Genomic DNA, 21,845 nt, shown 5'->3' on the forward strand with positions numbered 1-21,845 from the left:
ACGCCACGACAGTCTTGCGGGCTCTTGGGAAGCGGCGACTATGCGCCCAACGGATAGGTTGGGAGATCAGTCATGCGGGCCCTGCAAGCCGCCGCGCCCTGGGGCGCCGACAACCTGAAGGTCGCCGAGGTGGCCGACCCGACTCCCGGCCCAGGCCAGGTCTTGGTTCGCATGAAGGCGGTGTCGCTGAACTACCGCGACTTACTGATGATCAACGGCATGTACGGCCGCGGATCGACCAATACGGACGATGTGATTACGCCCTTTTCCGACGGCTGCGGGATCGTGGAGGCCGTGGGGCCGGGCGTCACGCGGGCGGCGGTGGGGGACCGGGTGGCGAGCCTGTTCTTCCAGGCCTGGAACTCGGGCCGACCGACGCTGGAGAAGCTGTCCTCGGCCCTCGGATTCCCGATCCCGGGCGCCGGGCGTGAGCTGGCGGTGTTCAGCCAGGACGGCGTGTCCAAGGTCCCCGACTTCCTGACCGACCAGCAGGTGGCGACCCTGCCGTGCGCGGCGCTGACGGCGTGGCGCGGCCTGTTCGAGGACGCGCGGCTGGAGCCCGGCGACACCGTCGTCCTGCAGGGCACCGGCGGCGTCTCGATCTTCGGGCTGCAGTTCGCCAAGGCGGCCGGCTACCGCACCGTCATCACCTCCTCGTCCGACGAGAAGCTGGCGCGGGCCAAGGCGCTCGGCGCCAACCACCTGATCAACTATCGCACGACGCCTGAGTGGGGCAGGGCGGTGCGCGAGATCGTACCGGACGGCGCCGATTTCATCATGGAGGTCGGCGGCGGAGGCACCATTCAGCAAAGCCTGCGCGCCATTCGCATCGGCGGTCACATCGCCATCATCGGTGTGGTGGCCGGCGCGGGGGACATCAATCCGGCCGTCCTGATCGGCAACTCGGCGCGGCTCCAAGGCGTGTCGGTTGGCTCGCGGGAGATGTTCGAGGCCATGTGCCGGTCGATCGAGCTGCACAGGATCTCTCCGGTGGTCGACAAGGTGTTCCCATGGACCGAGGCCCGCGCGGCCTTCGCCGCCATGGCCGGCGGGGAGCACTTCGGGAAGATCGTCCTGGAGTTCTGAGCAGCTTGCGACGGGCGTCTTCGGTTGATAGTTAAGTCAGGACTTAACAGATACGGGTCGTCAGATGTCGCTCCACCTCTATTCCCATCCGTTCGCCTCCTTCTGCCAGAAGGCCCTGGTCGCGCTTTACGAGAACGCCACGCCGTTCGAGGCCCACCTGGTGGATCTCGGCGATGAGGCAGGCCGGGCGGCGTTCCAGGCCATCTGGCCGATGGGCAAGATGCCGGTGCTGCGCGACGAGGCGCGGGATCTGACCATTCCCGAGGCCACCATCATGATCGAGTACCTGGACCAGCGCTATCGCGGCGCGGTGCGGTTCCTGCCTGACGATCCCGACCAGGCCTGGCGCGTCCGCCTGCGCGACCGGTTCTATGACCTCCACGTGCAAGAACCGATGCAGAAGATCGTCGCCGACCGGCTGCGGCCGGCCGACAGCAAGGATCCGTTCGGCGTCGAGGCCGCCCGCATGCAGCTTCGCACCGCCTACGGGTGGATCGAACAGGACATGGCCGGCAAGACCTGGGCGATGGGCGAGGCCTTCAGTCTGGCCGACTGCGCGGCCGCGCCGGCCCTGTTCTATGCAGACCTGGTCGAACCGTTCGGCGAGGGGCGATCGGTCGCCAGCGCCTATCTGGCGCGGCTCAAGGCCCGGCCGTCCTTCGCCCGGGTGGTCGAAGAGGCAGCGTATTTCATGCCGTTCTTCCCGAAGGGCTAGATCGAGTAGTCGAGCTCGCCTTCCAGCCAGGCGACGATCCGTTCGGCGGCTTCGGTCGGGGACATGGCGGTGGTGTCGACCACGATCTCCGGGTGCTCCGGGGCCTCGTAGGGGCTGTCGATGCCGGTGAAGTTCTTCAGCTCCCCGGCGCGGGCTTTCTTGTAGAGGCCCTTGACGTCGCGTTGCTCGGCGACCTCCAGCGGGGTGTTCACATAGACCTCGACGAAGTCGTCGGCGGCCTGAAGCTCGCGCGCCATGCGCCGTTCAGCGCGGAAGGGCGAGATGAACGAGACCAGCACGATCAGACCGGCGTCGACCATCAGCTTGGAGACCTCGGCCACCCGGCGGATGTTTTCGACGCGGTCCTCGTCGGTGAAGCCCAGGTCCTTGTTGAGCCCGTGGCGGACATTGTCGCCGTCCAGCAGGTAGGTGTGGCGGCCGTTGGCGTGCAGGCGTTTCTCGACCAGGTTGGCGATAGTGGACTTGCCCGAGCCCGAGAGACCGGTCAGCCAGACCACTCGGCCGCGTTGGCCCTTCAACGCCGCGCGCGAGGTCTTGTCGACGTCCAGTGCCTGCCAGTGGATGTTCTGGCTACGGCGCAGGGCGAAGTGCAGCATGCCCGCCCCGACTGTGCGGTTGGAGATCCGGTCGACCAGGATGAAGCCGCCCAGGTCGTGGTTGTCGGCATAGGCGTCGAAGGCGATCGGCGCGTCGAGGGAGAGGTTGCAGACCCCGATCTCGTTGAGCTCCAAGCGCTTGGCGGCCAGGTGCTCCAGGGTGTTCACATTGACCTTGTACTTGGGCTCGGTGATCTGGGCGGCCACCGTGCGGGCGCCCAGCTTCATGAGATACGGACGGCCTGGAAGCATGGCCTCGTCGTCCATCCACACCACCGTGGCCTCGAACTGGTCGGCGACCGGGGGCGGTGAGGCGGCGGCGGCGATGACGTCGCCGCGGGAGATGTCGATCTCGTCGGTGAGGGTCAGCGTCACCGACTGGCCGGCCACGGCCTCGGGCAGGTCGCCGCCCTTGGTGACGATGCGGTCGATCCGGCTTTCCCGGCCGGAGGGCAGGGCCTTGATCTTGTCCCCCGGCCGGATGACACCAGCCGAGACGAAGCCCGAGAAGCCGCGGAAGTCGAGATTGGGCCGGTTCACCCACTGGACCGGCATGCGGAAGGGCTTTTCGCGCTGGTCATCCTCGACCGGCAGGCTTTCCAGCAGCGGCAGCAGGGCGGGGCCGTCGTACCAGGGCGCGGCGTCGCTATGGGCGGTGATGTTGTCGCCCTTGAGCGCCGACATCGGGATGGCGATGAAGTCCTTGATGCCGATCTGGGCGGCGAAGGCGCGGTAGTCGGCCAGGATGGTGTCGAAGGTCTCCTGGCTCCAGCCCACCAGATCCATCTTGTTGATCGCCAGGACCACGTGGCGGATGCCCAGCAGGCTGACGAGGTAGGAGTGGCGGCGGGTCTGGGTGAGCACGCCGCGGCGAGCGTCGATCAGGATCACGGCGGCGTCGGCGGTCGAGGCGCCGGTGACCATGTTGCGCGTGTACTGCTCGTGGCCGGGGGTGTCGGCGACGATGAACTTGCGCTTGTCGGTGGAGAAGAAGCGGTAGGCGACGTCGATGGTGATGCCTTGCTCGCGCTCGGCGGCCAGGCCGTCGACCAGCAGGGCGAAGTCGATCTCGCCACCCTGGGTGCCGACCTTCTTGCTGTCGGCCTCCAGCGCCGCGAGCTGGTCCTCGAAGATCATCTTCGAATCGTAGAGCAGGCGGCCGATCAGGGTCGACTTGCCGTCGTCCACCGAGCCGCAGGTGAGGAAACGCAGCAGGCTCTTGTGCTGGTGGGCCAGCAGATAGGCCTCGATATCCTCGGCGATAAGATCGGACTGGTGGGCCATCAGAAATAGCCCTCCTGCTTCTTCTTCTCCATCGAGGCGGCCTGGTCGTGGTCGATCATGCGGCCCTGGCGCTCGGAGGTGGTGGTGAGCAGCATCTCCTGGATGATCTCGGGCAGGGTGGCGGCGGTGCTCTCGACCGCGCCGGTGAGCGGGTAGCAACCCAGGGTGCGGAACCGCACCGACTTCATGTCGGGGGTCTCGCCGGGACGCAGGGGCATACGCTCGTCATCGACCATGATCAGGGCGCCGTCGCGCTCCACCACCGGTCGGACTTCGGAGAAGTAGAGCGGCACGATGGGGATGTTCTCCAGGTGGATGTATTGCCAGATGTCCAGCTCGGTCCAGTTGGAGATCGGAAACACCCGCACGCTCTCGCCGGGGTTCTTGCGGGCGTTGTAGAGCTTCCACAGCTCGGGCCGCTGGTTCTTGGGGTCCCAGCGGTGCTGGGCCGAGCGGAACGAGAAGATGCGCTCCTTGGCGCGGGACTTCTCCTCGTCGCGCCGCGCGCCGCCGAAGGCCGCGTCGAAACCATACTGGTCCAGGGCCTGCTTCAGGCCCTCTGTCTTCCAGATGTCGGTGTGCAGGGCGCTGCCGTGGTCGAAGGGATTGATGTTCCGCTCGACGGCCTCAGGGTTCTTGTGGACCAGCAGTTCGAAGCCGAGCTCTTGGGCCATTCGCTCGCGCATCTCGTACATGGCCCGGAACTTCCAGGTCGTGTCCACGTGCAGCAGCGGGAAGGGCGGCTTGGACGGATAGAAGGCCTTGGCCGCCAGATGCAGCATCACGGCCGAGTCCTTGCCGATGGAATAGAGCATCACCGGGCGCTCGGCCTCAGCCGCCACCTCGCGCATGATGTGGATGCTCTCGGCCTCCAGGCGCTGGAGATGCGTCAGGGTCTCGGTGGAGATCGCCGGCGCCTGCGCCTGCATCAGGGCTGAACCTTGCACATGAACCTCGGGCGGGTATCCGCCGCTAATCGCGAAACGTCCGCGCGCCACCTGGCGCTCGGATTGGCCCTGGCGGTGGATTAGGGGACCCGACCCACCGTGACGATAGAGATTTACTGACAGCGTCCCAAGGAAATTGCTGCGGAGCCGACACAATACCCGCCGCGGCGGTGGTGTCCGAAAACCGCCAAGTCCTGACAGGCAATGTCCGAAAACCGCGAGACATTCGTCTGCTCCGGACCCATCTTCCCGGCATGGATATGGATGACGACGCCTGCTACCGCGCCTTTCAGACTCGCGACGCCCGGTTCGACGGACGGATATTCTGCGGGGTGAAGACCACGGGCATCTATTGCCGGCCGATCTGCCCGGCGCGGACCCCCAAGCGCGAGAACATGACCTTCCACCGCTCCGCCGCCGCGGCGCAAGACGCGGGTTTCCGGCCCTGCCTGCGATGCCGGCCGGAGACCTCGCCGGACCTGGGATCGTGGCGCGGCACCTCCAACACGGTTTCGCGGGCCCTGGTGCTGATCGAGGCCGGGGCCATGGACACCGGGGATGTCGACGCCCTTGCCGGACGGTTGGGAGTGGGCGAGCGACAGCTTCGCCGGCTGTTCCAGCAGCACGTGGGCGCCTCGCCCGTGGCGGTGGCCCAGACCCGACGGGTGCTGCTGGCCAAGCAACTCCTGCATGAGACCCGCCTGCCCATGGCCGAGGTGGCCCTGGCCGCCGGCTTCGGCAGCGTGCGGCGGTTCAACGAGACCTTCCAGCAGCTCTTCCGGCGTCCGCCCGGCGCCCTGCGACGGCTGGGCGGAGCCGAGATCGCCGCCGGGGAGGGCGGAGCCGCGACGATCAAGCTGCCCTATCGCGCGCCCTACGACTGGCAGGCCATGTTGGCCTTTCTGACCGCGCGGGCCATCCCCGGGGTCGAGGTGGTCGCCAACGGCCGCTACGCCCGCACCCTGACGGTGGGCGACGCGCGCGGCGTGGTCATGGTCGAGCCGGGCGAGGGGGCCTATCTGAAGGTCACCCTGCGGTTTCCCAAGGTCCAGGCCTGGCCCGCCATCATCGCCAAGGTGCGCCGGGTGTTCGACCTGGCCGCCGATCCCGCGATCATCGAGGCCCACCTTTCCGAAGACCCCGACCTCGCCCCGCTGGTGGCCGCCCGCCCCGGCCTGCGCGCGCCCGGCGCCTGGGATGGGTTCGAGCTGTCGGTCCGAGCGGTGTTGGGCCAGCAGATCACCGTTCATGCGGCGCGCCAGCTCGCGGGCAAGATCTCCGCGGCCTATGGCGAGCCGCTGCTGGACGAGGCGGCCAACAAGATGGGCCTCACCCAGTTCTTCCCGACGCCCGAGCGGCTGGCAATGGTCGATGTGGAGACCCTCGCCATGCCCCGCGCGCGGGGCCGGGCCCTGGTGGGATTGGCGGCCGCGGCCGCGGCCGACCCGGACCTGTTCGGGACCCGCCGCAGCCTTGACGAGGCGGTGGCGGCGCTCCGCGCACTGCCGGGCATCGGCGAGTGGACCGCCCAGTACATCGCCATGCGCGCGCTGCGCGAACCCGACGCCTTCCCCAGCACCGATATCGGCCTGATGCGGGCGCTGGAAACCCCTGACGGCGTGCGGCCCACGCCGGTCGAGCTACTGGCCCGCGCCGAGCGGTGGCGGCCCTGGCGAGCCTATGCGGCCTCGCACCTGTGGGCGGCCGACCCCAAAAACCCTTCGGAGATCAAGCATGCCCAAGCCGCTTGAAACCCTGTTCCTCGACCGCATCGACACGCCGGTCGGCGTCGGCCTGGTGGTGTTCGACGCCGACGGCGCGCTTCGCGTCTTCGACTGGGTCAGCCACGAGGCGCGGATGCACCTCCTGCTGGGCCGCCAGAACGGCCCGGTGACCCTTGCGGATCGCTCCGCGCCCAAGCTGATCACGGAAGCCTTCGCGGCCTATTTCGGCGGGGATCTGGGGGCGATCGACCAGCTGGGCTGCCGCACCGGCGGCACGGCGTTCCAGAAGAGCGTCTGGGCCGCCCTGCGCGCGATCCCGGCCGGGGAGACGGTAAGCTACAAGACCCTGGCTGAGCGGATCGGCAAGCCGGCCGCTGTGCGCGCTGTCGGCCTGGCCAACGGGGCCAATCCGATCGGAATCGTCATGCCCTGCCACCGGGTGATCGGCAGCGACGGCAGCCTGACCGGCTACGGCGGCGGGCTGGATCGCAAGCGCTGGCTGCTGGGGCACGAGGGGGCCGCCTTCCGCGACCTGGCGGCCTGAAGGCGCATTCACCGACCGTTCAGCCACGGCCAAGCTTAGTGCCCCGGAGACAACCACCCCGGGAGGCCGAAATGGCGCGGATCACGAAGATGCTGGCCCTCGCGGCTCTGGCCGCGGCCCTGGCCGGTGTGGCTGAGGCCCAGCCCTATCGTCCCGGCGGCGGGCGGGGGCCTTCGGCGACGCTGTTCGAGGGCCCCAACTTCCAGGGGCGCCAGATCACCGTCCAGGCCTACGGCGACAACCTGAAGGACACGGGCTTCAATGACGTCGCCCAGAGCGCCAGGTTCGAGGGCCGATGGCGCGTTTGCGATGACTCGCGCTATCGCGGCCGCTGTCAGGACGTGAGCGGCGACGTCGCCGACCTGAACCAGGTGGGCATGGCTCTGAAAATTTCCTCCCTTCAAGGCTATTTCGAAGGGGTCTGGAATCGGGGCGGCTGGGGCGGGGACCGGCCCTTCGAGGGCGCGACGGGAGTGCTGTTCCCCTATCCCAACCTGGTTGGCTACGACATTGCGGCAGGCAGCGCGTCGGCCAACGCCTTCTGTCGGTCGGTGGGACTGGGCTCGTCAGCCTATTACGACTCCAACGAACGAGCCCGACGGGCCTTGGACGGCGAGGGACGTTACGTGGGTGAAACAGACGTCCTGCGCGATGTTTTCTGCCGCAGGCGGTGATCCCGCATGGCTTCGAGGGCCGGCGGTGTGGCCTCGGCGCTACATGACTGAAATTTCATGTTACGCCGCATCGTCCAACGGCGGCGCTTGTCGTATAACGCCGCTAGCCGGAATCGTGTCGGACGTCCGGGGAGAGTTCCGATGCAGACCTTGACCGAGATCGTCGCCGCCGTGGTGGTGCACTCCTCCGCCGCCGCCTATGCGCATTTCGGGCTTCCGCTGGAGGCCCATCAGGTCGAGAAGCCCGTCCCCGCCGAGCGGACTATCGCGCGCACCGCGACGCCTAAGCCGGTCGCCAGGACCTCCGCCAAGCTGTCGGCGAAACCCTCCAAGACCGCGGCGGGTGTCCTGGCCGAATGCCCCGAGCAGCGAGCCCTGCTGGTCAAGACCTAGGTCCGCGCCGCGGCGCGACCAATCCGCCTTACGATCAAGATTCGCGTCGATGCAGCTTTGCGTGGCCGACGTTCGCCGGTAATCCTTTTGGCGGGGCGCGAACTCGGGGTGACGCGCAGTGTGGGAAAGCCGCGCAAGTCGTATCATGAAGATCAAGAAGCGGCACCAACCTGTTGATTTCCAAACATTAGGTGACGAGGGGCTCGCCCATGCGCCGCCGCCCGTCGATCCGGCCGAACTGGAGCTGTCGTCGCGCTATGTTGAAACGTCGGCGGAAGAGGAGCTGTTCGCCCTGCCACCCCTGCCGCCGCCGCGCGAAGCTGAACCCAGCGCCGCAGCGCCGCTGTCGCCAATACCGCCGCTGACCGAGGTGACGACCGCCACGCCCCAGGCCCTCACGCGCCGACCTCAACCCGCTGAGGAGGCCCCCGGCGAGACATCGTCGGGATGGCCCATCTATCTCGCCGCCTTCGTGGTGTCGGTGCTGTGGGCGGCCGCGCCCATCGCCTTCGCCTGGGGCTATCGGCGGGCGGTCGCGCCGTTCGACTACGACCCATTCGCCCTGACCGTCTTCGGGCTGATGGCCGTGGGACCCGCGCTATTCGTCTGGCTGGCCGCTTACATGGTCCGTCAGGCGCAGAAGCTGGGGGCCGAGACCCGCCGGGCCAAGGGTCTGGCTGACGAGATGGTGACGCCCGCCCTCGCCGCCGGCGCCCAAACCTATAACGTGGTGGTTGAGGTCCGCGAGGAGATCTCCCGGGCTACGGCTGCGGCCCTTGAGGCGTGCGAGGGCCTGATGGCCCTGCGCGAGGCGCTGGCCGCCGAGAGCGACCGGCTGGTCGAGGCGACCGCCAACTCGGTGCGCACCGCAACCGGCTTGGTGGAGACCCTGGGTCGGGAACGCGACGAGATGGGTGGTCTCTCCAAGACGCTCGACGCCCAGGCCACAGCGGTCTCCGACACCATCACCCAGCAGGCGCGCATGGTGGCCGAGGCCTCCGACCTGGCCGAGACCCAGCTGCGCGAAGCCGAGGCCGCGCTCGCCGCCCGCGCCGCCGACATGGCCGCCGCCGCAGGAGAGACCAGCGACGCGGCGCGCACCGCCGCCGAGGACCTGACCCGCCACATCGCCCGGCTGGAAACCGCCGGCCTGGGCGTGGCCGAGCAGATCATCGCCGTGGAGAAGGGCCTGACCGAGCATCGGGCGGGCCTGGTGACCGCCGCCCACGCCCTGCGGGGCGACCACGAGAACTTCGCCGTCCAGGCGGAGTCCCACGCGGCGCAGCTCGCCGAGTTCATCAGCCAAGCGCGGCTGTCGACCGTGGAGATGGGTGATCGCGCCGTGAAGGGGGGAGAGGCCCTGCGGCAGATGATCGTCCAGGCCGCCGAGCAGTTCCGCGACCTCGCCGAGCAGGCCCGGGCCGAGCGCGACGAGTTCGGTCAGTCGACCCTGAACGCCATGGAGGCGGTGTCCCAGGCCGCCGCCGCCGAGCGCGCACGGCTGGAAGACCAGACCCGCGCCACCATCGAGGCCCTAGGCCGCGCGGCTGAAGAAACCCGACAGGCGGCCGAACGCCATGCCGAGACCGCCCGCAACCAGGTCGACCAGCTTTCGGAAGCCGCCTTCACCGCCGGCCAGCAGGCCAACAAGGTCTTCGAAAGTCGTCTGGCCGAGGCCCGCGCCCTGATCGAACACTCGACCCAGATGGTCGAGCAGGCGGGCGCGGCGACGGCCGGCAAGCTGGAAGAGGGCGCCAGGACCGCGCGCGCCACCCTGGACGAGCTGGCCGCGATGCTGGGCGACATCGAGACCCGCGCCGCACAGCTGCCGGCGACCGCCCGCGGTCAGGCCGAGCAGGTCCGCAAGGCTGTCGCCGACAGCATCGACGACATGATGGACCACGCCCGGCGCACGGCCGACGAGACCCAGGCTATTGACGAGGTGTTCCAGGAACGCGTGCGGCGCAACTACGAGATGCTGAGCGAGGCCGTCCGCATGATGGGCGCGGTGGCCAGCACGAGCGCCATGCCGCCGCCGGTGTCGGCTGTCCGCGAACGGATCGCGCGGCCCGAGGCCAGGCCTGCGCCCAAAACGGAACCGCAGCCCGCGCCTGAATCCACGCCGCCGCCGCCCGTGGCCGTCGCCGCGCCCGAGCCCGTGGTGGAGGCCGCGCAGATCGTCGAGTCCGTGGCGGAGGTCGAGCCTGAGCTCGAGCTGACCGAACCGGTGAAGGCCTCGGACGCCAAGCCCAACCTGCGCCAGCGCCTACGCCTGACCCCCACCGCCACCGACTCGGAGTTCAGCCAGGTCTTCGGACAGGCCGGGGGGCGGACCGAGGACGGACAGGGCGGCGAGGGTTGGACCTGGAAGGACCTGCTCTCGGCCATCGACGAAACCGATGGCGACACTCCGCACCATCACGCGCCGCTGGAGGACACCCTGGCCGGTGAGATCGGCGCCATGGGCATCGACCCGGCGGCGCTGCTACCGCGCAGCCGGATCGACGAACTGGCCGCCGCCATCCAGGCTCGCGACCTGGACGGCGCGCGCGAGGTCGTGCGCCGACTGGCGCCCGCCGCCTCCCGCCGCCTGGCGCGGCGGTTGGCCACCGACGAAGCGCTGAAGGGCCAGGTCATGACCTATCTGGCGCGCTATCACCACCTGCTCGATGACGCCGCCACCCGCGACCACGAGGGCTTCCTGGTGGCGACCCTGCTCAGCTCCGAGGCCGGACGGACCTACCTTCTGTTCGACGCCGCGGTCGGCGACCTGGCTTGAGGCGACGGCTCCGCCTTCGCGACGAGCGTTGGCCGACCCGCGACGCCTTCGTCATCGCCCGCGGGGCCAAGACCGAAGCCCACGTGATCCTCGTCGAGATCGAACAGGTCGGCTCGGTGGGTCGGGGAGAAGCGGTGCCCTACGCTCGATACGGCCAGACCATGGTCGGGGAGCTGGCTCGCATCGAGGCCCTGCGCGAGGCGGTGGAGCACGGCGCGAGCCGGGCGGAGCTGCAGGACCTCGCCCCGGCCGGGGCCGCGCGCAGCGCCCTGGACTGCGCTCTCTGGGACCTGGAGGCCAAGCTTTCGGGAACACCGGCGTGGGCCCTGGCGGGCCTTCCCGCGATGCATCCGGTCACCACCTGCTTCACTATCAGCCTGGACGAGCCGGCGGCCATGGCGGCGGCGGCGCGGGCGTCCGCGGATCGGCCGCTGCTGAAACTCAAGATCGGTGGGTCGGGCGACCTGGACCGCGTGGCGGCGGTGCGCGCGGCTGCGCCCGCCAGCCGGCTGGTGGTCGACGCCAATGAGGGGCTGGATTTCGACGAGCTGCGGCGGCTTGCGCCGGAGCTGGCGGACCTCGGGGTCGAGTTGATCGAGCAACCGCTGAAGGCCGGCGAGGACGAGGCCCTGGAGGGCTACGACTGCCCCATCCTGCTGTGCGCCGACGAGAGCCTGCATACCCGCGCCGAACTGGCCGACTGCGCCCGGCGCTACGGGGCGGTGAACCTCAAGCTCGACAAGTGCGGCGGGCTGACCGAGGCCCTGGCCCTGGCGGCCGAGGCGCGGGGGTTGGGGTTGCAGGTGATGGCCGGCTGCATGGTGGCGACCTCCCTGTCCATGGCGCCTGCCATGATCCTGGCGCAGGGCGCTGCGTTTGTGGACCTGGACGGGCCGCTGCTGTTGGCGCGCGACCGGGATCCTGGACTGGTGTTCTCGGGGTCGGAGATCGCGCCGCCCTCCCGGGCCCTCTGGGGATAGGGTGGAGCCACAGGCGGAGCTCAGCGTTCTGCGACCATGGAAGTCTCGAAGGATAGGGCCCATCGGGCCTGGCGATCGGCCGAACGGATCAAGCGCCTGTCGGATCGGCTGGTGGGCGTCGGGCCGATCGGCGTCGGCCTGGACGGCGTACTGGCCTGGGTGCCCGTGGCGGGAACGGTCTACAGCCTGGGCGCCGGCGCCCTGTTGATCTCGGAAGGGATCGCGGTCGGAGCCTCCGCTCCGACCCTGATGCGGATGGCGGCCTATATAGCGCTCGACTCGGCAAGCTCGGTACCGCCGGTGATCGGCTGGCTGGTCGACACCCTGTTCCCCGGCCACCTGATGGCGGCCAACGCCCTGCAGAAGGACATCGAGGCCCGTCACGGTCCTTCGGAGCTGACCGATGACTGGCTGCGCCGCCCCAGGGCCCGCAAGGGCGTGCTGTTGCCGAAGCGCTGACCTTCGACCGTGATCTGCTGAGAGCCGGAAAGACCTCGGACCCTGGACAGACGCCTACAACCTCACCCGACCCCACTCCGGCATCAAAGGCCTCACCCCATGGCAGAGGGTGAACAACCTCCTTGGCAACGACACCTAGGCCTTTTCCAGCTGGGCGTAGCCCATCTGCTCGTTGAGCCGCTCCATGACCTCGATGGCGGCCTCGGGCACCACCGTGCCGGGGGTGAAGATGGCCGCCACGCCGGCGTCCTTCAGGGCCTGGAAGTCCTCGGGCGGGATGACCCCGCCAACCACCACCAGGATGTCGGCGCGGCCCAGCTTGGCCAGCTCGTCCTTGAGTTCAGGGACCAGGGTCAGGTGGCCGGCGGCCAGCGAGCTGGCGCCGACCACGTGCGCGCCCTCGGCCACCGCCTGGGCGGCGGCCTCGGCCGGGGTCTGGAACAGGTTGCCGATGTCCACCTCGAAGCCGAGATCGGCGAAGCCCGAGGCGATCACCTTCTGGCCGCGGTCGTGGCCGTCCTGACCCATCTTGGCGATCAGGACCCGAGGTTTGCGGCCGTCGGCCTGGGCGAAGGCCTCGGTCATGGCCATGGCGCGGTCGGCCTGGGGCGTGGCGCCGGCTTCGCGCAGATAGACGCCGGTGACGGCCGAGGCCTCCGCCGAATGCCGATCGAAGACCACTTCCAGCGCCAGGCTGATCTCGCCCACCGTCGCCTTGGCGCGCGCGGCGTTGACCGAGAGCTCCAGTAGATTGCCGTTCCCACGCGCGCCGTTGGTCAAGGCTGTCAGGGCGGCCTCGACCGCGACGGGGTCGCGCTCGGCCCGCAGGCGGGTGAGCTTTTCGAGCTGGCGCTCGCGCACGGCGCTGTTGTCGACCTTCAGCATCGGGATGACCTCGGCGCCGTCGGGCCGGTAGCGGTTCACCCCCACCACGCTCTGACGGCCGCTATCGATGCGGGCCTGGGTGCGGGCGCTGGCCTCCTCGATGCGGCGCTTGGGCAGGCCGTCCTCGATGGCCTTGGCCATGCCACCAAGGGCCTCGACCTCGGCGATGTGCTCAAGGGCGCGCGCGGCGAGATCGGCGGTCAGGCGCTCGACATAGTAGGAGCCGCCCCAGGGGTCGATGACCCGGGTCTGGCCGCTCTCGAGCTGCAGGAAGAGCTGGGTGTTGCGCGCGATCCGGGCCGAGAAGTCGGTGGGCAGGGCCAGGGCTTCATCGAGCGAGTTGGTGTGCAGGCTCTGGGTCTGGCCGCCGACCGCGGCCATGGCCTCGATGAGGGTGCGGGGCACGTTGTTGTAGACGTCGTGCGCCGCGAGGCTCCAGCCGCTGGTTTGTGTGTGGGCGCGCAGGGCCAGCGAGCGGGAATCCTTGGGATCGAACTCGGCCCTCATGAGCTGAGCCCAAAGCAGGCGGGCGGCGCGCTGCTTGGCGATCTCCATGAAGGCGTTCATGCCCGCGTTCCAGAAGAACGATAGGCGTGGCGCGAACTGGTCGACGGTCATCCCGGCAGCGACGCCGGCGCGAACATATTCGATGCCGTCAGCCAGGGTGTAGGCCAGCTCCAGGTCGAGCGTCGCCCCGGCTTCCTGGATGTGATAGCCGCTGATCGAGATCGAGTTGAACTTCGGCATCTCGCGCGAAGTATATGAAAAGATGTCCGAAATGATCCGCATCGAGGGCAGAGGGGGATAGATGTAGGTGTTGCGGACCAGGAACTCCTTGAGGATGTCGTTCTGGATCGTGCCCGACAGCTTCTCGTGGGGGACGCCCTGCTCCTCGGCGGCGACGATGTAGAGCGCCAGGACCGGCAGGACCGCGCCGTTCATGGTCATCGAGACGCTCATCTTGTCGAGCGGGATGCCGTCGAACAGGGTCCGCATGTCCAGGATGGAGTCGATGGCCACGCCGGCCATCCCGACGTCGCCCTTCACGCGCGGATGGTCGCTGTCATAGCCGCGGTGGGTGGCCAGGTCGAAGGCCACCGACAGGCCCATCTGACCCGCCGCCAGGTTACGCCGGTAGAAGGCGTTGGAATCCTCGGCCGTGGAGAAGCCCGCATACTGCCGGATGGTCCACGGATTGGTCAGGTACATGGTCGGATAGGGACCGCGCACGAAGGGGGCGAGGCCGGGGAAGCCGGGGGCGACGTCTTCGATGTCCGCCGGTCCGTATGCGGTCTTCACCGCGATGCCCTCGGGGGTTTCCCAGAGCGGGCCGGCCGGCGAGGCCGCCGGAGCCGCGGCGCCTTCGAAGGGCAGGGCGGCGAAGTCGGGGAACGAGCTCATCGGGCGGCCTCATGGGGCTCGGCGAGACGGATGGGCGCCATCGGCGGACAAGCTCCGTCGGGGCCCGGCAGCCGGGTCGAGGGCGCCTCGACCGCGATCGGCGCGACCTGCGCGACTTCGACGGGCGCGACCTGGGTCGGCGGGAAGGCGGTGACGCCGACGATCTTGGGCGGGCCGGCGTCGTCGCGAGCCGCGCGGACCTTGGCGACCTGGGCGGCGACATGGCCGTGGGCGAGCGCCGCGATCAGGCCCCCCTGGGCCTCGATGGTCTGGAACTGCGCCCAGGCGGCGCGGGCCATCTCGTCGGTCAGGGCCTCCACGTAGCCGGAGCCGGCGGCGGGATCGGCGACCCGGCCAAGGTGGGCCTCCTCCATCAGCACGAACTGGGTGTTGCGGCTCTGGCGCCTTGCGAAAGCGATGGGCAGGCCGATGGCGTCGGTGAAGGTCCCGAGCACCACCGCGTCGGCGCCCCCGACACTGGCCCCGAAGGCGGCTGCGGCCAGGCGCAGCATGTTGGTCCACGGATCCTGTACGGTGAGCATGCGGCCCGAGGAGCGGCTTTCGATGCGGGCGGGAACGGCGACGCCGCAGGCGCCGGTCAGGCGCGTCCAGAGGACGCGGGCGGCGCGGTGCTTGGCCAGGGTGGCGAAATAGTCAGTGTCGGCCGACAGCCCCAGGACGACGCCAGCGAAGGCCTCGGCCATCGGCATTCCGGCGCGGACCAGGGCCTTGGCGTAGGCGACCGCGGAGGCCAGGGCGAAAGCCAGTTCGCCCGCCTCGCCGCCGCCGGCCTCGTGGACGACGCGGCCGGAGGCCAGGAACAGGCTCGCCTTGGGATGGGCCTGCGCCAGCCGTGCGGCCACGGTGGCGGCCAAGATCAGGTGGGCCTCCGGCGGGCCGGGGCTCGCGCCGGTCCGGGCGAAGGCGCTCAGCGGGTCGAGATGCAAGCCGAGCAGGGCGGTCGGCGATCCCTTGGCCGCGGCAGCCAGCCAGTCGGCGGCCTTGGGACCCAGGAAGCCGGCGTCGAGGGCGATGGGAGCCATCTCCAGCAGAACGCCGTCGAGCAGCCGAGCGAGGTCCCCGGCCGATCCGATCGCCACGCCGGCCTGGCCGGTCGGATCGAGGGCGACGACCGCTGATGTCGCCCCGCCCTGGAGGTCGGCCAGCAGGTCGGTGTTGGCCTGGGCCGGGTCGGGACAGGCGATGGCGGCGCGCACGTCCCACGGCTGTTCGGGATCGTGGGCGCGCGGCGTGAAGGCCGCCTGGGCCAGGGCCGCCGGATAGAGCGGTTCGATGGCCAGGCCCTCGGCCGTGGTCCGGCGCAGGGTCTCGAAGGGGGCGTCCTTGAGGGTCTTGGCCACCAGGGCGCGCCAGTCGGCGTCGCTGGCGGGCGGGCGGGCGTCGGCAATGGTCGAAGCTTGCGTCATCGCGCGCCATTGGGCCGCGTGGGTCCCGCGCGTCAAGTTCACGCGGCGTGAGCGATGACGGCGGCTTGCGCGTCGGCTATTCTTGTATATACGTTGTAAAAATTAGATCGACGCCCATTCAACCAAGGATGCGATTCCCATGGCCCTGCCTCCCGTCCTCGCCGACCGCCTGCGTATTCCGGTCATCGGTTCGCCCCTGTTCATCATCTCGGGCCCTGAACTGGTCATCGCCCAGTGCAAGGCCGGCGTCGTGGGCTCGTTCCCGGCGCTGAACGCGCGGCCGGTCAGCCAGCTCGACGAATGGCTGGCCCAGATCACCGAGGAGCTGGCCGACTGGGACCGCAAGAACCCCGACCGCCCCTCGGCCCCCTTCGCCGTGAACCAGATCGTCCACAAGACCAATGACCGGCTCGAGCAGGACGTGGAGCTGGCGGTCAAATACAAGGCGCCGATCACCATCACCTCCCTGGGCGCTCGGGAAGACGTGAACAACGCGATCCACTCCTACGGGGGCATCGTCCTGCACGACGTGATCAACGACCGCTTCGCCCGCAAGGCGGTGGAGAAAGGCGCCGACGGCCTGATCCCCGTGGCGGCCGGCGCCGGCGGCCACGCCGGACACCTGTCGCCCTTCGCCCTGATCCAGGAGCTGCGCGAGTGGTTCGACGGGCCGATCGCGCTGTCGGGCTCCATCGCCAACGGCGCCGCGGTGCTGGGCGCCCAGGCCATGGGCGCCGATCTCGCCTATATCGGCTCGGCCTTCATCGCCACCCAGGAAGCCCGCGCCATGGAGGGTTACAAGGACATGATCGTGGCCTCGCGCGGCGACGACATCGTCTATTCGAACCTGTTCACCGGCGTGCATGGCAACTATCTGCGCCCGTCCATCGAGGCCGCGGGCCTGGACCCGGACAACCTGCCGGTGGCCGACCCTTCGAAGATGAACTTCGGCTCGGGCGGCAACCAGAAGGCCAAGGCCTGGAAGGACATCTGGGGCTGCGGCCAGGGCATCGGGGCGGTCAAGGACATCCCAACCGCCGGCCAATTGGTCGACCGCCTGGCGGCAGAGTATGAGGCGGCCAAGGCCTCGCTCGCCCGCAAGACCTCGCTCACCCGCGGCAGCGCGCTGGCCATGGCGGCGGAGTAGGGCTCAGCTCCCCGTCGAGGTGTATTTCGACACGCCGAACTTCCAGGCCAGGAACGAGATGGCCAGGAAGAGCAGTCCTGCCGCTGGAGTCAGCGGCAGGAGCCAGGCCGGCGCACCCAGCGGGTCTGGCTTGTCCAGGATCGCCAGGACCGGGAAATAGGCGACGCAGCCCAGCGGCACGATGAAGATCAGCAGGTTGCGGAACCACGGGGCGTAGAGGCTGAGCGGGAACTGGGCGGCCTGGACGCCGCCATAGGTCAGCACGTTCATCACCTCCAGGCTCTCGACGGTCCAGAAGGCCAGCACCGCCTGGAAGACCATCAGGCCCACGAACAGCGCCACCCCGCCGGCGACGGTCCAGAGGGCCAGGGCCACCTTGGCCGCGTCCCATTCCAGCGACAGACTGGCCGTGGCCAGACCGATGACGATCAGCCCCTGGAGAAGCCGGCCGATCCGAGCCAGGCGGAAGTCGTAGCCGACGAGCTGGAGCGCGGCCGAGCGGGGGCGCAGGAGGATGCGGTCGAAATCGCCGGTCTTGATGAAATGGGCGCCGAACATGTCGAAGCCGCGGCTCAAGAAGTCGGCGATGGCGAACGACACGCTGATCATGCCGAAGAACATGGCGATGTCGCCGAAGGTCCAGCCCTGGACGGGGCCGAAGCGGGCGAACAACGCCCAGGCCGCGGCGATGTCGATGATGGTCGAGAAGAACTGGCCCGCCGCCAGCAGGATGGTCGAGGTCGGGTACTGGAGCTGGCCGCGGATTGAGGCCGAGAAATAGCGGGTCAGCAGGAACAGCGCGGTCATGACCTCAACCCCCCTGCATCTGGAGTTTGGCCATGACCCGGACCATCCAGGCGCGGCCGACGACCACCATGACCACGGTCCAGAACGCCTGCAGCGCCAGGCCGGCGGCCGCGCTCCATCCGGTCAGGCCGCCGAAGTAGATTCGGAACGGGATGTCCAGGAAGCTGGCGAAGGGCTGGATGAACAGGAAGGTCTGCATCCAGTCCGGATAGAGGGCGAGCGGCAGGAGATTGCCCGAAAACGCGATGATCAAGGCGGCGACCAGGGTGTTGATCCCCCGCTCGTCCATCGTGGTCACCGCCGCGATATTCAGCAGCATGACGAAGGCCGCCGAGACCAGCACCACCAGCATCATGGACAGGGTGAAGAGGCCGAACGCCAGGGCGTCGGCCGGCGGTCGCCAGGACCATTCCTCAAGTCCCAGCAGCGGCAAGGCGACCCCGGCCACCGCCAGCATCAGCAGGGCGCGGGGCAGGGCCCTCGCGGTCGCCCAGGCCGCGGCGCGCACGTACCACCAGGCGTAGGTGTCGATCGGACGCAGGCGCTCATAGCCGATCGCCCCGGTCCGCACGGCCTGGCTGATCTCGGGATCACCGCCCCAGGGGGACAGCACCAGGAAGGCCTGGGCGAGCCAGGTGTAGGTGATGACCTGCGAGAGCGTGATCGGCGTGTCCGCGGCGGACGCGCCCGCGAAGAAGGCGGCATAGACCATGACCTTGATCCCGCCCCACCAGCACTGGGTGGCGAAGCCGGCCACGGCCGCGGCGCGGTACTGCAGCATCAACTGGAACCGGGCGGCGAAGGCGGCCGCGTAGGGGCGCAGGGCGTCGGTCACCGCTCAGGCCTCCGCCGCGCCGTGCAGGTCGTAGAACTTGGCGATCACTTCCTCGATGGCCGGCTGCTCGACGTGGACATCCTCCACCGCGAAGTCGGCGGAGATGGCGGCGATCAACCGCGCGGCCGGAACCATGGCCGGGTCAAAGGCCAGCTCCAGTGAGCGGCCGTCACGAGCACGCACCTCGACGCCCGGCAGGTCGATCTCCGGGGCCTCCTCGGCGAAGTCGATGAACATGCGGCGCTCGCGCAGGACGTCGCGCCGCAGGGCCTCGAAGGGGCTGTCGGCCAGCACCTGTCCATGGCCGATGACGATGACCCGCTCGGCGAGCGCCTCAATGTCGTGCATGTCGTGGGTGGTGAGCAGGACGGTGACGCCCCGCTCCCGGTTCAGGCGTTTGACGAACTCGCGCACCGCCAGCTTCGAGGGCGCGTCCAGGCCGATGGTCGGCTCGTCCAGGAACAGCACCTGGGGTTCGTGCAGCATAGCCGCGGCGATCTCGGCGCGCATCCGCTGGCCCAGGGACAGCTGGCGCACCGGCTGATCGAGCAGGCGTTCCAGCCGCAGCAGGGTCACCAGTTCGTCGCGGGTTCTGGCGTAGCGCACGGGATCGACGCGATAGATGTCGCGCAGCAGGTCGAAGCCGTCGATCACCGGTAGGTCCCACCAGAGTTGGGTGCGCTGACCGAACACCACGCCGATCCGCGCCACGTGCTTGATCCGCTCCTGGTAGGGGACGAGCCCGCCCACCTCCACGCGGCCGCTGTCCGGACGCAGGATGCCCGAGAGGATCTTGATGGTGGTCGACTTGCCGGCCCCGTTCGGGCCGATGAAGCCTAGCAACTCGCCGGCCTCCAGCGAGAACGAGACGTTCTTCAGCGCCTCGACCGTGCGCCAGCGACGATGGACCAGCCCCTTGAGCGCGCCCAGCACGCCGGGATCGCGCTCCGCGACGCGATAGGTCTTCGCCAGGTCCTGAACCAGGATCTGGGGCATGGGATCACCGCCGGAATGTCAAAGAGAAGGGCGCGAACGCTAGGCGGGGCTTTAGCGCCGGTCAATCGCCGAGCTTGGCCTTACCGCATCCAAATCGCGGCTGGCGGCTTTAGGGAGGCGCTGACCACACGGAGCCGGCCATGTTCAGGACGATCTGCGGCCTCGCCTTAGCCGCGCTGTTGCTGGCCGGGTGCGACGACCCCGCCGACTATTTGCCGAAGACCTTCGAGCCCGCCACGCCCTCGCCGCCCAGCGATGTAGCCCTGGTCGCTTTACGCGGCGCGCTCACCCCCTGCGAAGCGGCGATGGACGACGCGGCCGATGCGATCGCGCGCCTGGCCGCGGGCGGACGGGCCACCATCCAGGGACGCGACGTCATTGAGCGGGCGCAACTGATCTGCGGCGGCGCGACGGCGCAGATCTCCTCGATGCAGATCTGGGGGCGGCTGAAGGACCCCTGCGCGCGGGCCGCGCATGCTCGAGAGGCTGTGGCGACCGGCGCCTTGGATACCCTCGAGTTGAGAGGCACGAAGTTGGGCGTGCCGGTCCTGCGCGACAGGATCGCCGATCAAGCCTCCCTCTCGCGCGCCTGCGCCGGCGAGATCATGGTCGCCGAACGCACCGCCCCGACCGGCTAAACGTCCAGTCACGACGCGGCGCCCGCAGCATTTCTAATCATCGCTTCGACAGCAAACCGCTGGCGTGGAAACGGACGGACGGCCATGCTCGCCTCCGAGCACGATGAGGAGTTGTCATGGCGCAGGCGGAAGTGAAACGGCGGGGACTGCTGGGTTCCTTCGGGTTCCAGGTCCTGGCGGCCATGGTCATCGGGCTGGTCCTGGGGCTGATCGCGCGCAATCTCGGAACCGAGGAAGGCCAGCAGGGCTACGCACTCTCCGAAACGTTGAAGCTGATGGGCTCGACCTTCGTTCAGCTGCTGCGGGTGCTGGTGCCGCCGCTGGTGTTCACGGCCATCGTGGCCAGCATCGCCAATCTACGGGAATTGCAGAACGCCGCGGCCCTGGTCTGGCGCACGCTGTTCTGGTTCGCGGTCACCGCCCTGATCGCCGTCAGCATCGGCATCGCGCTGGGCCTGGTCCTGCAGCCTGGAGTCAACACCACCGTCGCCGTGGCCGCTGCGGAGGCGTCGCACACACAAGGGTCCTGGCTCGATTTCCTCAAAGGACTCGTACCGTCGAACATGCTGGGGCTCTCGGCCTCCACCAAGATCACGGACGGCTCGCCGACCACCGCCCTGTCGTTCAATGTGCTGCAGATCGTCGTGATCGCGCTGGTGACCGGGATCGCGGCCCTGCGCAGCGGCGCGGCGGCCGAGCCCTTCCTGACCTTTAACGCCTCGGCCCTGGCCGTTGTACGCAAGATCCTGTGGTGGGTGATCCGGCTGACGCCGATCGGCACCATCGGCCTGTTCGGGAACGCCGTGGGTCATTACGGCTGGGACGCCCTGGCGCAGCTCGGCGCCTTCGCCGCGGCGATCTATATCGGTCTCGGCCTGGTGCTCCTGGTGGTCTATCCCGGCCTGCTCCTGCTCAACGGGTTGAACCCGGTGAAGTTCTATCTGGCCGCCTGGCCGGCGATCCAACTCGGGTTCGTGTCGCGCTCGTCCATCGGCACGCTGCCGGTGACCCAGACGGTGACCGAGTCCGGCCTCGGCGTGCCGCGCGCCTATGCCGCCTTCGCCGTGCCTCTGGGCGCGACCACCAAGATGGACGGCTGCGCGGCGATCTATCCAGCGGTGGCGGCGATCTTCGTGGCTCAGTTCTACGGAATATCGCTGGGTCTGACCGACTACCTGCTGATCGTCTTCGTCTCCGTGATCGGCTCGGCCGCGACGGCGGGCCTGACCGGGGCGGTGGTGATGCTGACCCTGACGCTCTCGACCCTCGGCCTGCCTCTGGAGGGCGTCGGCCTGCTGCTGGCCATCGATCCCATCCTCGACATGGGCCGAACCGCGACCAATGTCGCCGGCCAGGCCCTGGTCCCGACCCTGGTGGCCAAACGCCAGGGCATACTCGACCAGGCTGCCTACGACTCCGCGGGACTGGAGCCGGTGATCGAGGATCAGCCGGCCTAGGCCCGGGCGGCCCGCGCCGCTAACATCGCCGCGACCTTGACGGCGGGAGG

19 protein-coding genes are annotated in these 21,845 nt (G+C 69.1%); 12 read left to right on the forward strand and 7 right to left on the reverse strand.

The annotated features are described in order from the left end of the window. Positions 1-72 precede the first annotated feature (72 nt). Together Q8Q77_RS11590 and Q8Q77_RS11595 are read left to right on the forward strand one after the other, a co-directional pair. Positions 73-1,086: an NAD(P)-dependent alcohol dehydrogenase gene (locus Q8Q77_RS11590; RefSeq protein WP_305583734.1), complete on the forward strand. Its 1,014-nt coding sequence runs from the start codon at positions 73-75 to the stop codon at positions 1,084-1,086. 64 nt (positions 1,087-1,150) lie between these two features. Further along, positions 1,151-1,801, forward strand: coding sequence for a glutathione S-transferase family protein (locus Q8Q77_RS11595; protein WP_305583735.1), 651 nt, complete (start codon positions 1,151-1,153; stop codon positions 1,799-1,801). Here Q8Q77_RS11595 and cysN read toward each other — a convergent pair. Then, on the reverse strand, positions 1,798-3,702 hold the full coding sequence (gene cysN, locus Q8Q77_RS11600) for a sulfate adenylyltransferase subunit CysN (protein ID WP_305583736.1): 1,905 nt from the start codon (positions 3,700-3,702) through the stop codon (positions 1,798-1,800). The two genes, Q8Q77_RS11595 and cysN, sit on opposite strands and share 4 nt — an antisense overlap. Beyond that, a complete protein-coding gene (gene cysD, locus Q8Q77_RS11605; RefSeq protein WP_305583833.1) occupies positions 3,702-4,631 on the reverse strand; it encodes a sulfate adenylyltransferase subunit CysD in 930 nt (309 codons plus the stop codon). The genes cysN and cysD overlap by 1 nt, the downstream gene beginning before the upstream one ends. 272 nt (positions 4,632-4,903) lie before the next feature. On the opposite strand from cysD, the gene Q8Q77_RS11610 reads away from it, so the two are divergent. From Q8Q77_RS11610 to Q8Q77_RS11640, 7 genes are all read left to right on the forward strand, one after another. Further along, positions 4,904-6,400: an AlkA N-terminal domain-containing protein gene (locus Q8Q77_RS11610; RefSeq protein ID WP_305583737.1), complete on the forward strand. Its 1,497-nt coding sequence runs from the start codon at positions 4,904-4,906 to the stop codon at positions 6,398-6,400. Beyond that, the gene (locus tag Q8Q77_RS11615; RefSeq protein WP_305583738.1) at positions 6,384-6,917 is read left to right on the forward strand and encodes a methylated-DNA--[protein]-cysteine S-methyltransferase; all 534 of its coding nucleotides are present in this window, start codon (positions 6,384-6,386) and stop codon (positions 6,915-6,917) included. The genes Q8Q77_RS11610 and Q8Q77_RS11615 overlap by 17 nt, the downstream gene beginning before the upstream one ends. A 71-nt stretch (positions 6,918-6,988) precedes the next feature. After that, positions 6,989-7,591 (forward strand): beta/gamma crystallin-related protein, encoded by a 603-nt coding sequence (locus Q8Q77_RS11620; RefSeq protein WP_305583739.1) that lies wholly within the window; start codon positions 6,989-6,991, stop codon positions 7,589-7,591. A 141-nt stretch (positions 7,592-7,732) separates the two neighbouring features. Beyond that, complete coding sequence (locus tag Q8Q77_RS11625) at positions 7,733-7,984, forward strand: hypothetical protein (RefSeq protein WP_305583740.1); 252 nt, start codon at positions 7,733-7,735, stop codon at positions 7,982-7,984. Positions 7,985-8,129: 145 nt separating this feature from the next. Continuing rightward, positions 8,130-10,763, forward strand: a complete 2,634-nt coding sequence (locus Q8Q77_RS11630) for a polar localization protein TipN (protein WP_305583741.1) — start codon at positions 8,130-8,132, stop codon at positions 10,761-10,763. Further along, complete coding sequence (dgcA, locus tag Q8Q77_RS11635; protein ID WP_305583742.1) at positions 10,760-11,743, forward strand: N-acetyl-D-Glu racemase DgcA; 984 nt, start codon at positions 10,760-10,762, stop codon at positions 11,741-11,743. The genes Q8Q77_RS11630 and dgcA overlap by 4 nt, the downstream gene beginning before the upstream one ends. Before the next feature lie 36 nt (positions 11,744-11,779). Beyond that, the gene (locus Q8Q77_RS11640; protein ID WP_305583743.1) at positions 11,780-12,202 is read left to right on the forward strand and encodes a DUF4112 domain-containing protein; all 423 of its coding nucleotides are present in this window, start codon (positions 11,780-11,782) and stop codon (positions 12,200-12,202) included. A 135-nt stretch (positions 12,203-12,337) separates the two neighbouring features. Here the strand turns inward: Q8Q77_RS11640 and scpA are convergent, their stop codons facing one another. Together scpA and Q8Q77_RS11650 are read right to left on the reverse strand one after the other, a co-directional pair. Further along, positions 12,338-14,488: a methylmalonyl-CoA mutase gene (gene scpA, locus Q8Q77_RS11645; RefSeq protein WP_305583744.1), complete on the reverse strand. Its 2,151-nt coding sequence runs from the start codon at positions 14,486-14,488 to the stop codon at positions 12,338-12,340. Further along, on the reverse strand, positions 14,485-15,915 hold the full coding sequence (locus tag Q8Q77_RS11650) for a methylmalonyl-CoA mutase family protein (RefSeq protein WP_305583745.1): 1,431 nt from the start codon (positions 15,913-15,915) through the stop codon (positions 14,485-14,487). The genes scpA and Q8Q77_RS11650 overlap by 4 nt, the downstream gene beginning before the upstream one ends. 139 nt (positions 15,916-16,054) lie before the next feature. Between Q8Q77_RS11650 and Q8Q77_RS11655 the strand changes: the two genes are divergently transcribed. Continuing rightward, positions 16,055-17,062 (forward strand): nitronate monooxygenase family protein, encoded by a 1,008-nt coding sequence (locus tag Q8Q77_RS11655; protein ID WP_305583746.1) that lies wholly within the window; start codon positions 16,055-16,057, stop codon positions 17,060-17,062. 3 nt (positions 17,063-17,065) lie between these two features. Here Q8Q77_RS11655 and Q8Q77_RS11660 read toward each other — a convergent pair whose 3' ends face one another. The 3 genes from Q8Q77_RS11660 to Q8Q77_RS11670 are packed head-to-tail and all read right to left on the reverse strand — an operon-like array spanning position 17,066 to position 19,700. Beyond that, on the reverse strand, positions 17,066-17,869 hold the full coding sequence (locus Q8Q77_RS11660; RefSeq protein WP_305583747.1) for an ABC transporter permease: 804 nt from the start codon (positions 17,867-17,869) through the stop codon (positions 17,066-17,068). Positions 17,870-17,873: 4 nt separating this feature from the next. After that, positions 17,874-18,704, reverse strand: coding sequence for an ABC-2 family transporter protein (locus Q8Q77_RS11665; RefSeq protein WP_305583748.1), 831 nt, complete (start codon positions 18,702-18,704; stop codon positions 17,874-17,876). Positions 18,705-18,707: 3 nt separating this feature from the next. Then, a complete protein-coding gene (locus tag Q8Q77_RS11670) occupies positions 18,708-19,700 on the reverse strand; it encodes an ATP-binding cassette domain-containing protein (protein ID WP_305583749.1) in 993 nt (330 codons plus the stop codon). Positions 19,701-19,840: 140 nt separating this feature from the next. Between Q8Q77_RS11670 and Q8Q77_RS11675 the strand changes: the two genes are divergently transcribed. Beyond that, complete coding sequence (locus Q8Q77_RS11675; protein ID WP_305583750.1) at positions 19,841-20,338, forward strand: hypothetical protein; 498 nt, start codon at positions 19,841-19,843, stop codon at positions 20,336-20,338. 116 nt (positions 20,339-20,454) lie between these two features. Next, positions 20,455-21,795, forward strand: a complete 1,341-nt coding sequence (locus Q8Q77_RS11680; RefSeq protein ID WP_305583751.1) for a dicarboxylate/amino acid:cation symporter — start codon at positions 20,455-20,457, stop codon at positions 21,793-21,795. Positions 21,796-21,845: the final 50 nt, after the last annotated feature.

The sequence above is a fragment of the Phenylobacterium sp. genome, from assembly GCF_030698145.1.
Lineage (GTDB): Bacteria > Pseudomonadota > Alphaproteobacteria > Caulobacterales > Caulobacteraceae > Phenylobacterium.

Coding starts and splice junctions, on each gene's coding strand:
- Q8Q77_RS11590 (WP_305583734.1), top strand. CDS start 73: ATGCGGGCCCTGCAAGCCGCCGCGCCCTGGGGCGCCGACAACCTGAAG.
- Q8Q77_RS11595 (WP_305583735.1), top strand. CDS start 1,151: ATGTCGCTCCACCTCTATTCCCATCCGTTCGCCTCCTTCTGCCAGAAG.
- cysN (WP_305583736.1), bottom strand. CDS start 3,702: ATGGCCCACCAGTCCGATCTTATCGCCGAGGATATCGAGGCCTATCTG.
- cysD (WP_305583833.1), bottom strand. CDS start 4,631: ATGCAGGCGCAGGCGCCGGCGATCTCCACCGAGACCCTGACGCATCTC.
- Q8Q77_RS11610 (WP_305583737.1), top strand. CDS start 4,904: ATGGATATGGATGACGACGCCTGCTACCGCGCCTTTCAGACTCGCGAC.
- Q8Q77_RS11615 (WP_305583738.1), top strand. CDS start 6,384: ATGCCCAAGCCGCTTGAAACCCTGTTCCTCGACCGCATCGACACGCCG.
- Q8Q77_RS11620 (WP_305583739.1), top strand. CDS start 6,989: ATGGCGCGGATCACGAAGATGCTGGCCCTCGCGGCTCTGGCCGCGGCC.
- Q8Q77_RS11625 (WP_305583740.1), top strand. CDS start 7,733: ATGCAGACCTTGACCGAGATCGTCGCCGCCGTGGTGGTGCACTCCTCC.
- Q8Q77_RS11630 (WP_305583741.1), top strand. CDS start 8,130: ATGAAGATCAAGAAGCGGCACCAACCTGTTGATTTCCAAACATTAGGT.
- Q8Q77_RS11640 (WP_305583743.1), top strand. CDS start 11,780: ATGGAAGTCTCGAAGGATAGGGCCCATCGGGCCTGGCGATCGGCCGAA.
- scpA (WP_305583744.1), bottom strand. CDS start 14,488: ATGAGCTCGTTCCCCGACTTCGCCGCCCTGCCCTTCGAAGGCGCCGCG.
- Q8Q77_RS11650 (WP_305583745.1), bottom strand. CDS start 15,915: ATGACGCAAGCTTCGACCATTGCCGACGCCCGCCCGCCCGCCAGCGAC.
- Q8Q77_RS11655 (WP_305583746.1), top strand. CDS start 16,055: ATGGCCCTGCCTCCCGTCCTCGCCGACCGCCTGCGTATTCCGGTCATC.
- Q8Q77_RS11660 (WP_305583747.1), bottom strand. CDS start 17,869: ATGACCGCGCTGTTCCTGCTGACCCGCTATTTCTCGGCCTCAATCCGC.
- Q8Q77_RS11670 (WP_305583749.1), bottom strand. CDS start 19,700: ATGCCCCAGATCCTGGTTCAGGACCTGGCGAAGACCTATCGCGTCGCG.
- Q8Q77_RS11675 (WP_305583750.1), top strand. CDS start 19,841: ATGTTCAGGACGATCTGCGGCCTCGCCTTAGCCGCGCTGTTGCTGGCC.
- Q8Q77_RS11680 (WP_305583751.1), top strand. CDS start 20,455: ATGGCGCAGGCGGAAGTGAAACGGCGGGGACTGCTGGGTTCCTTCGGG.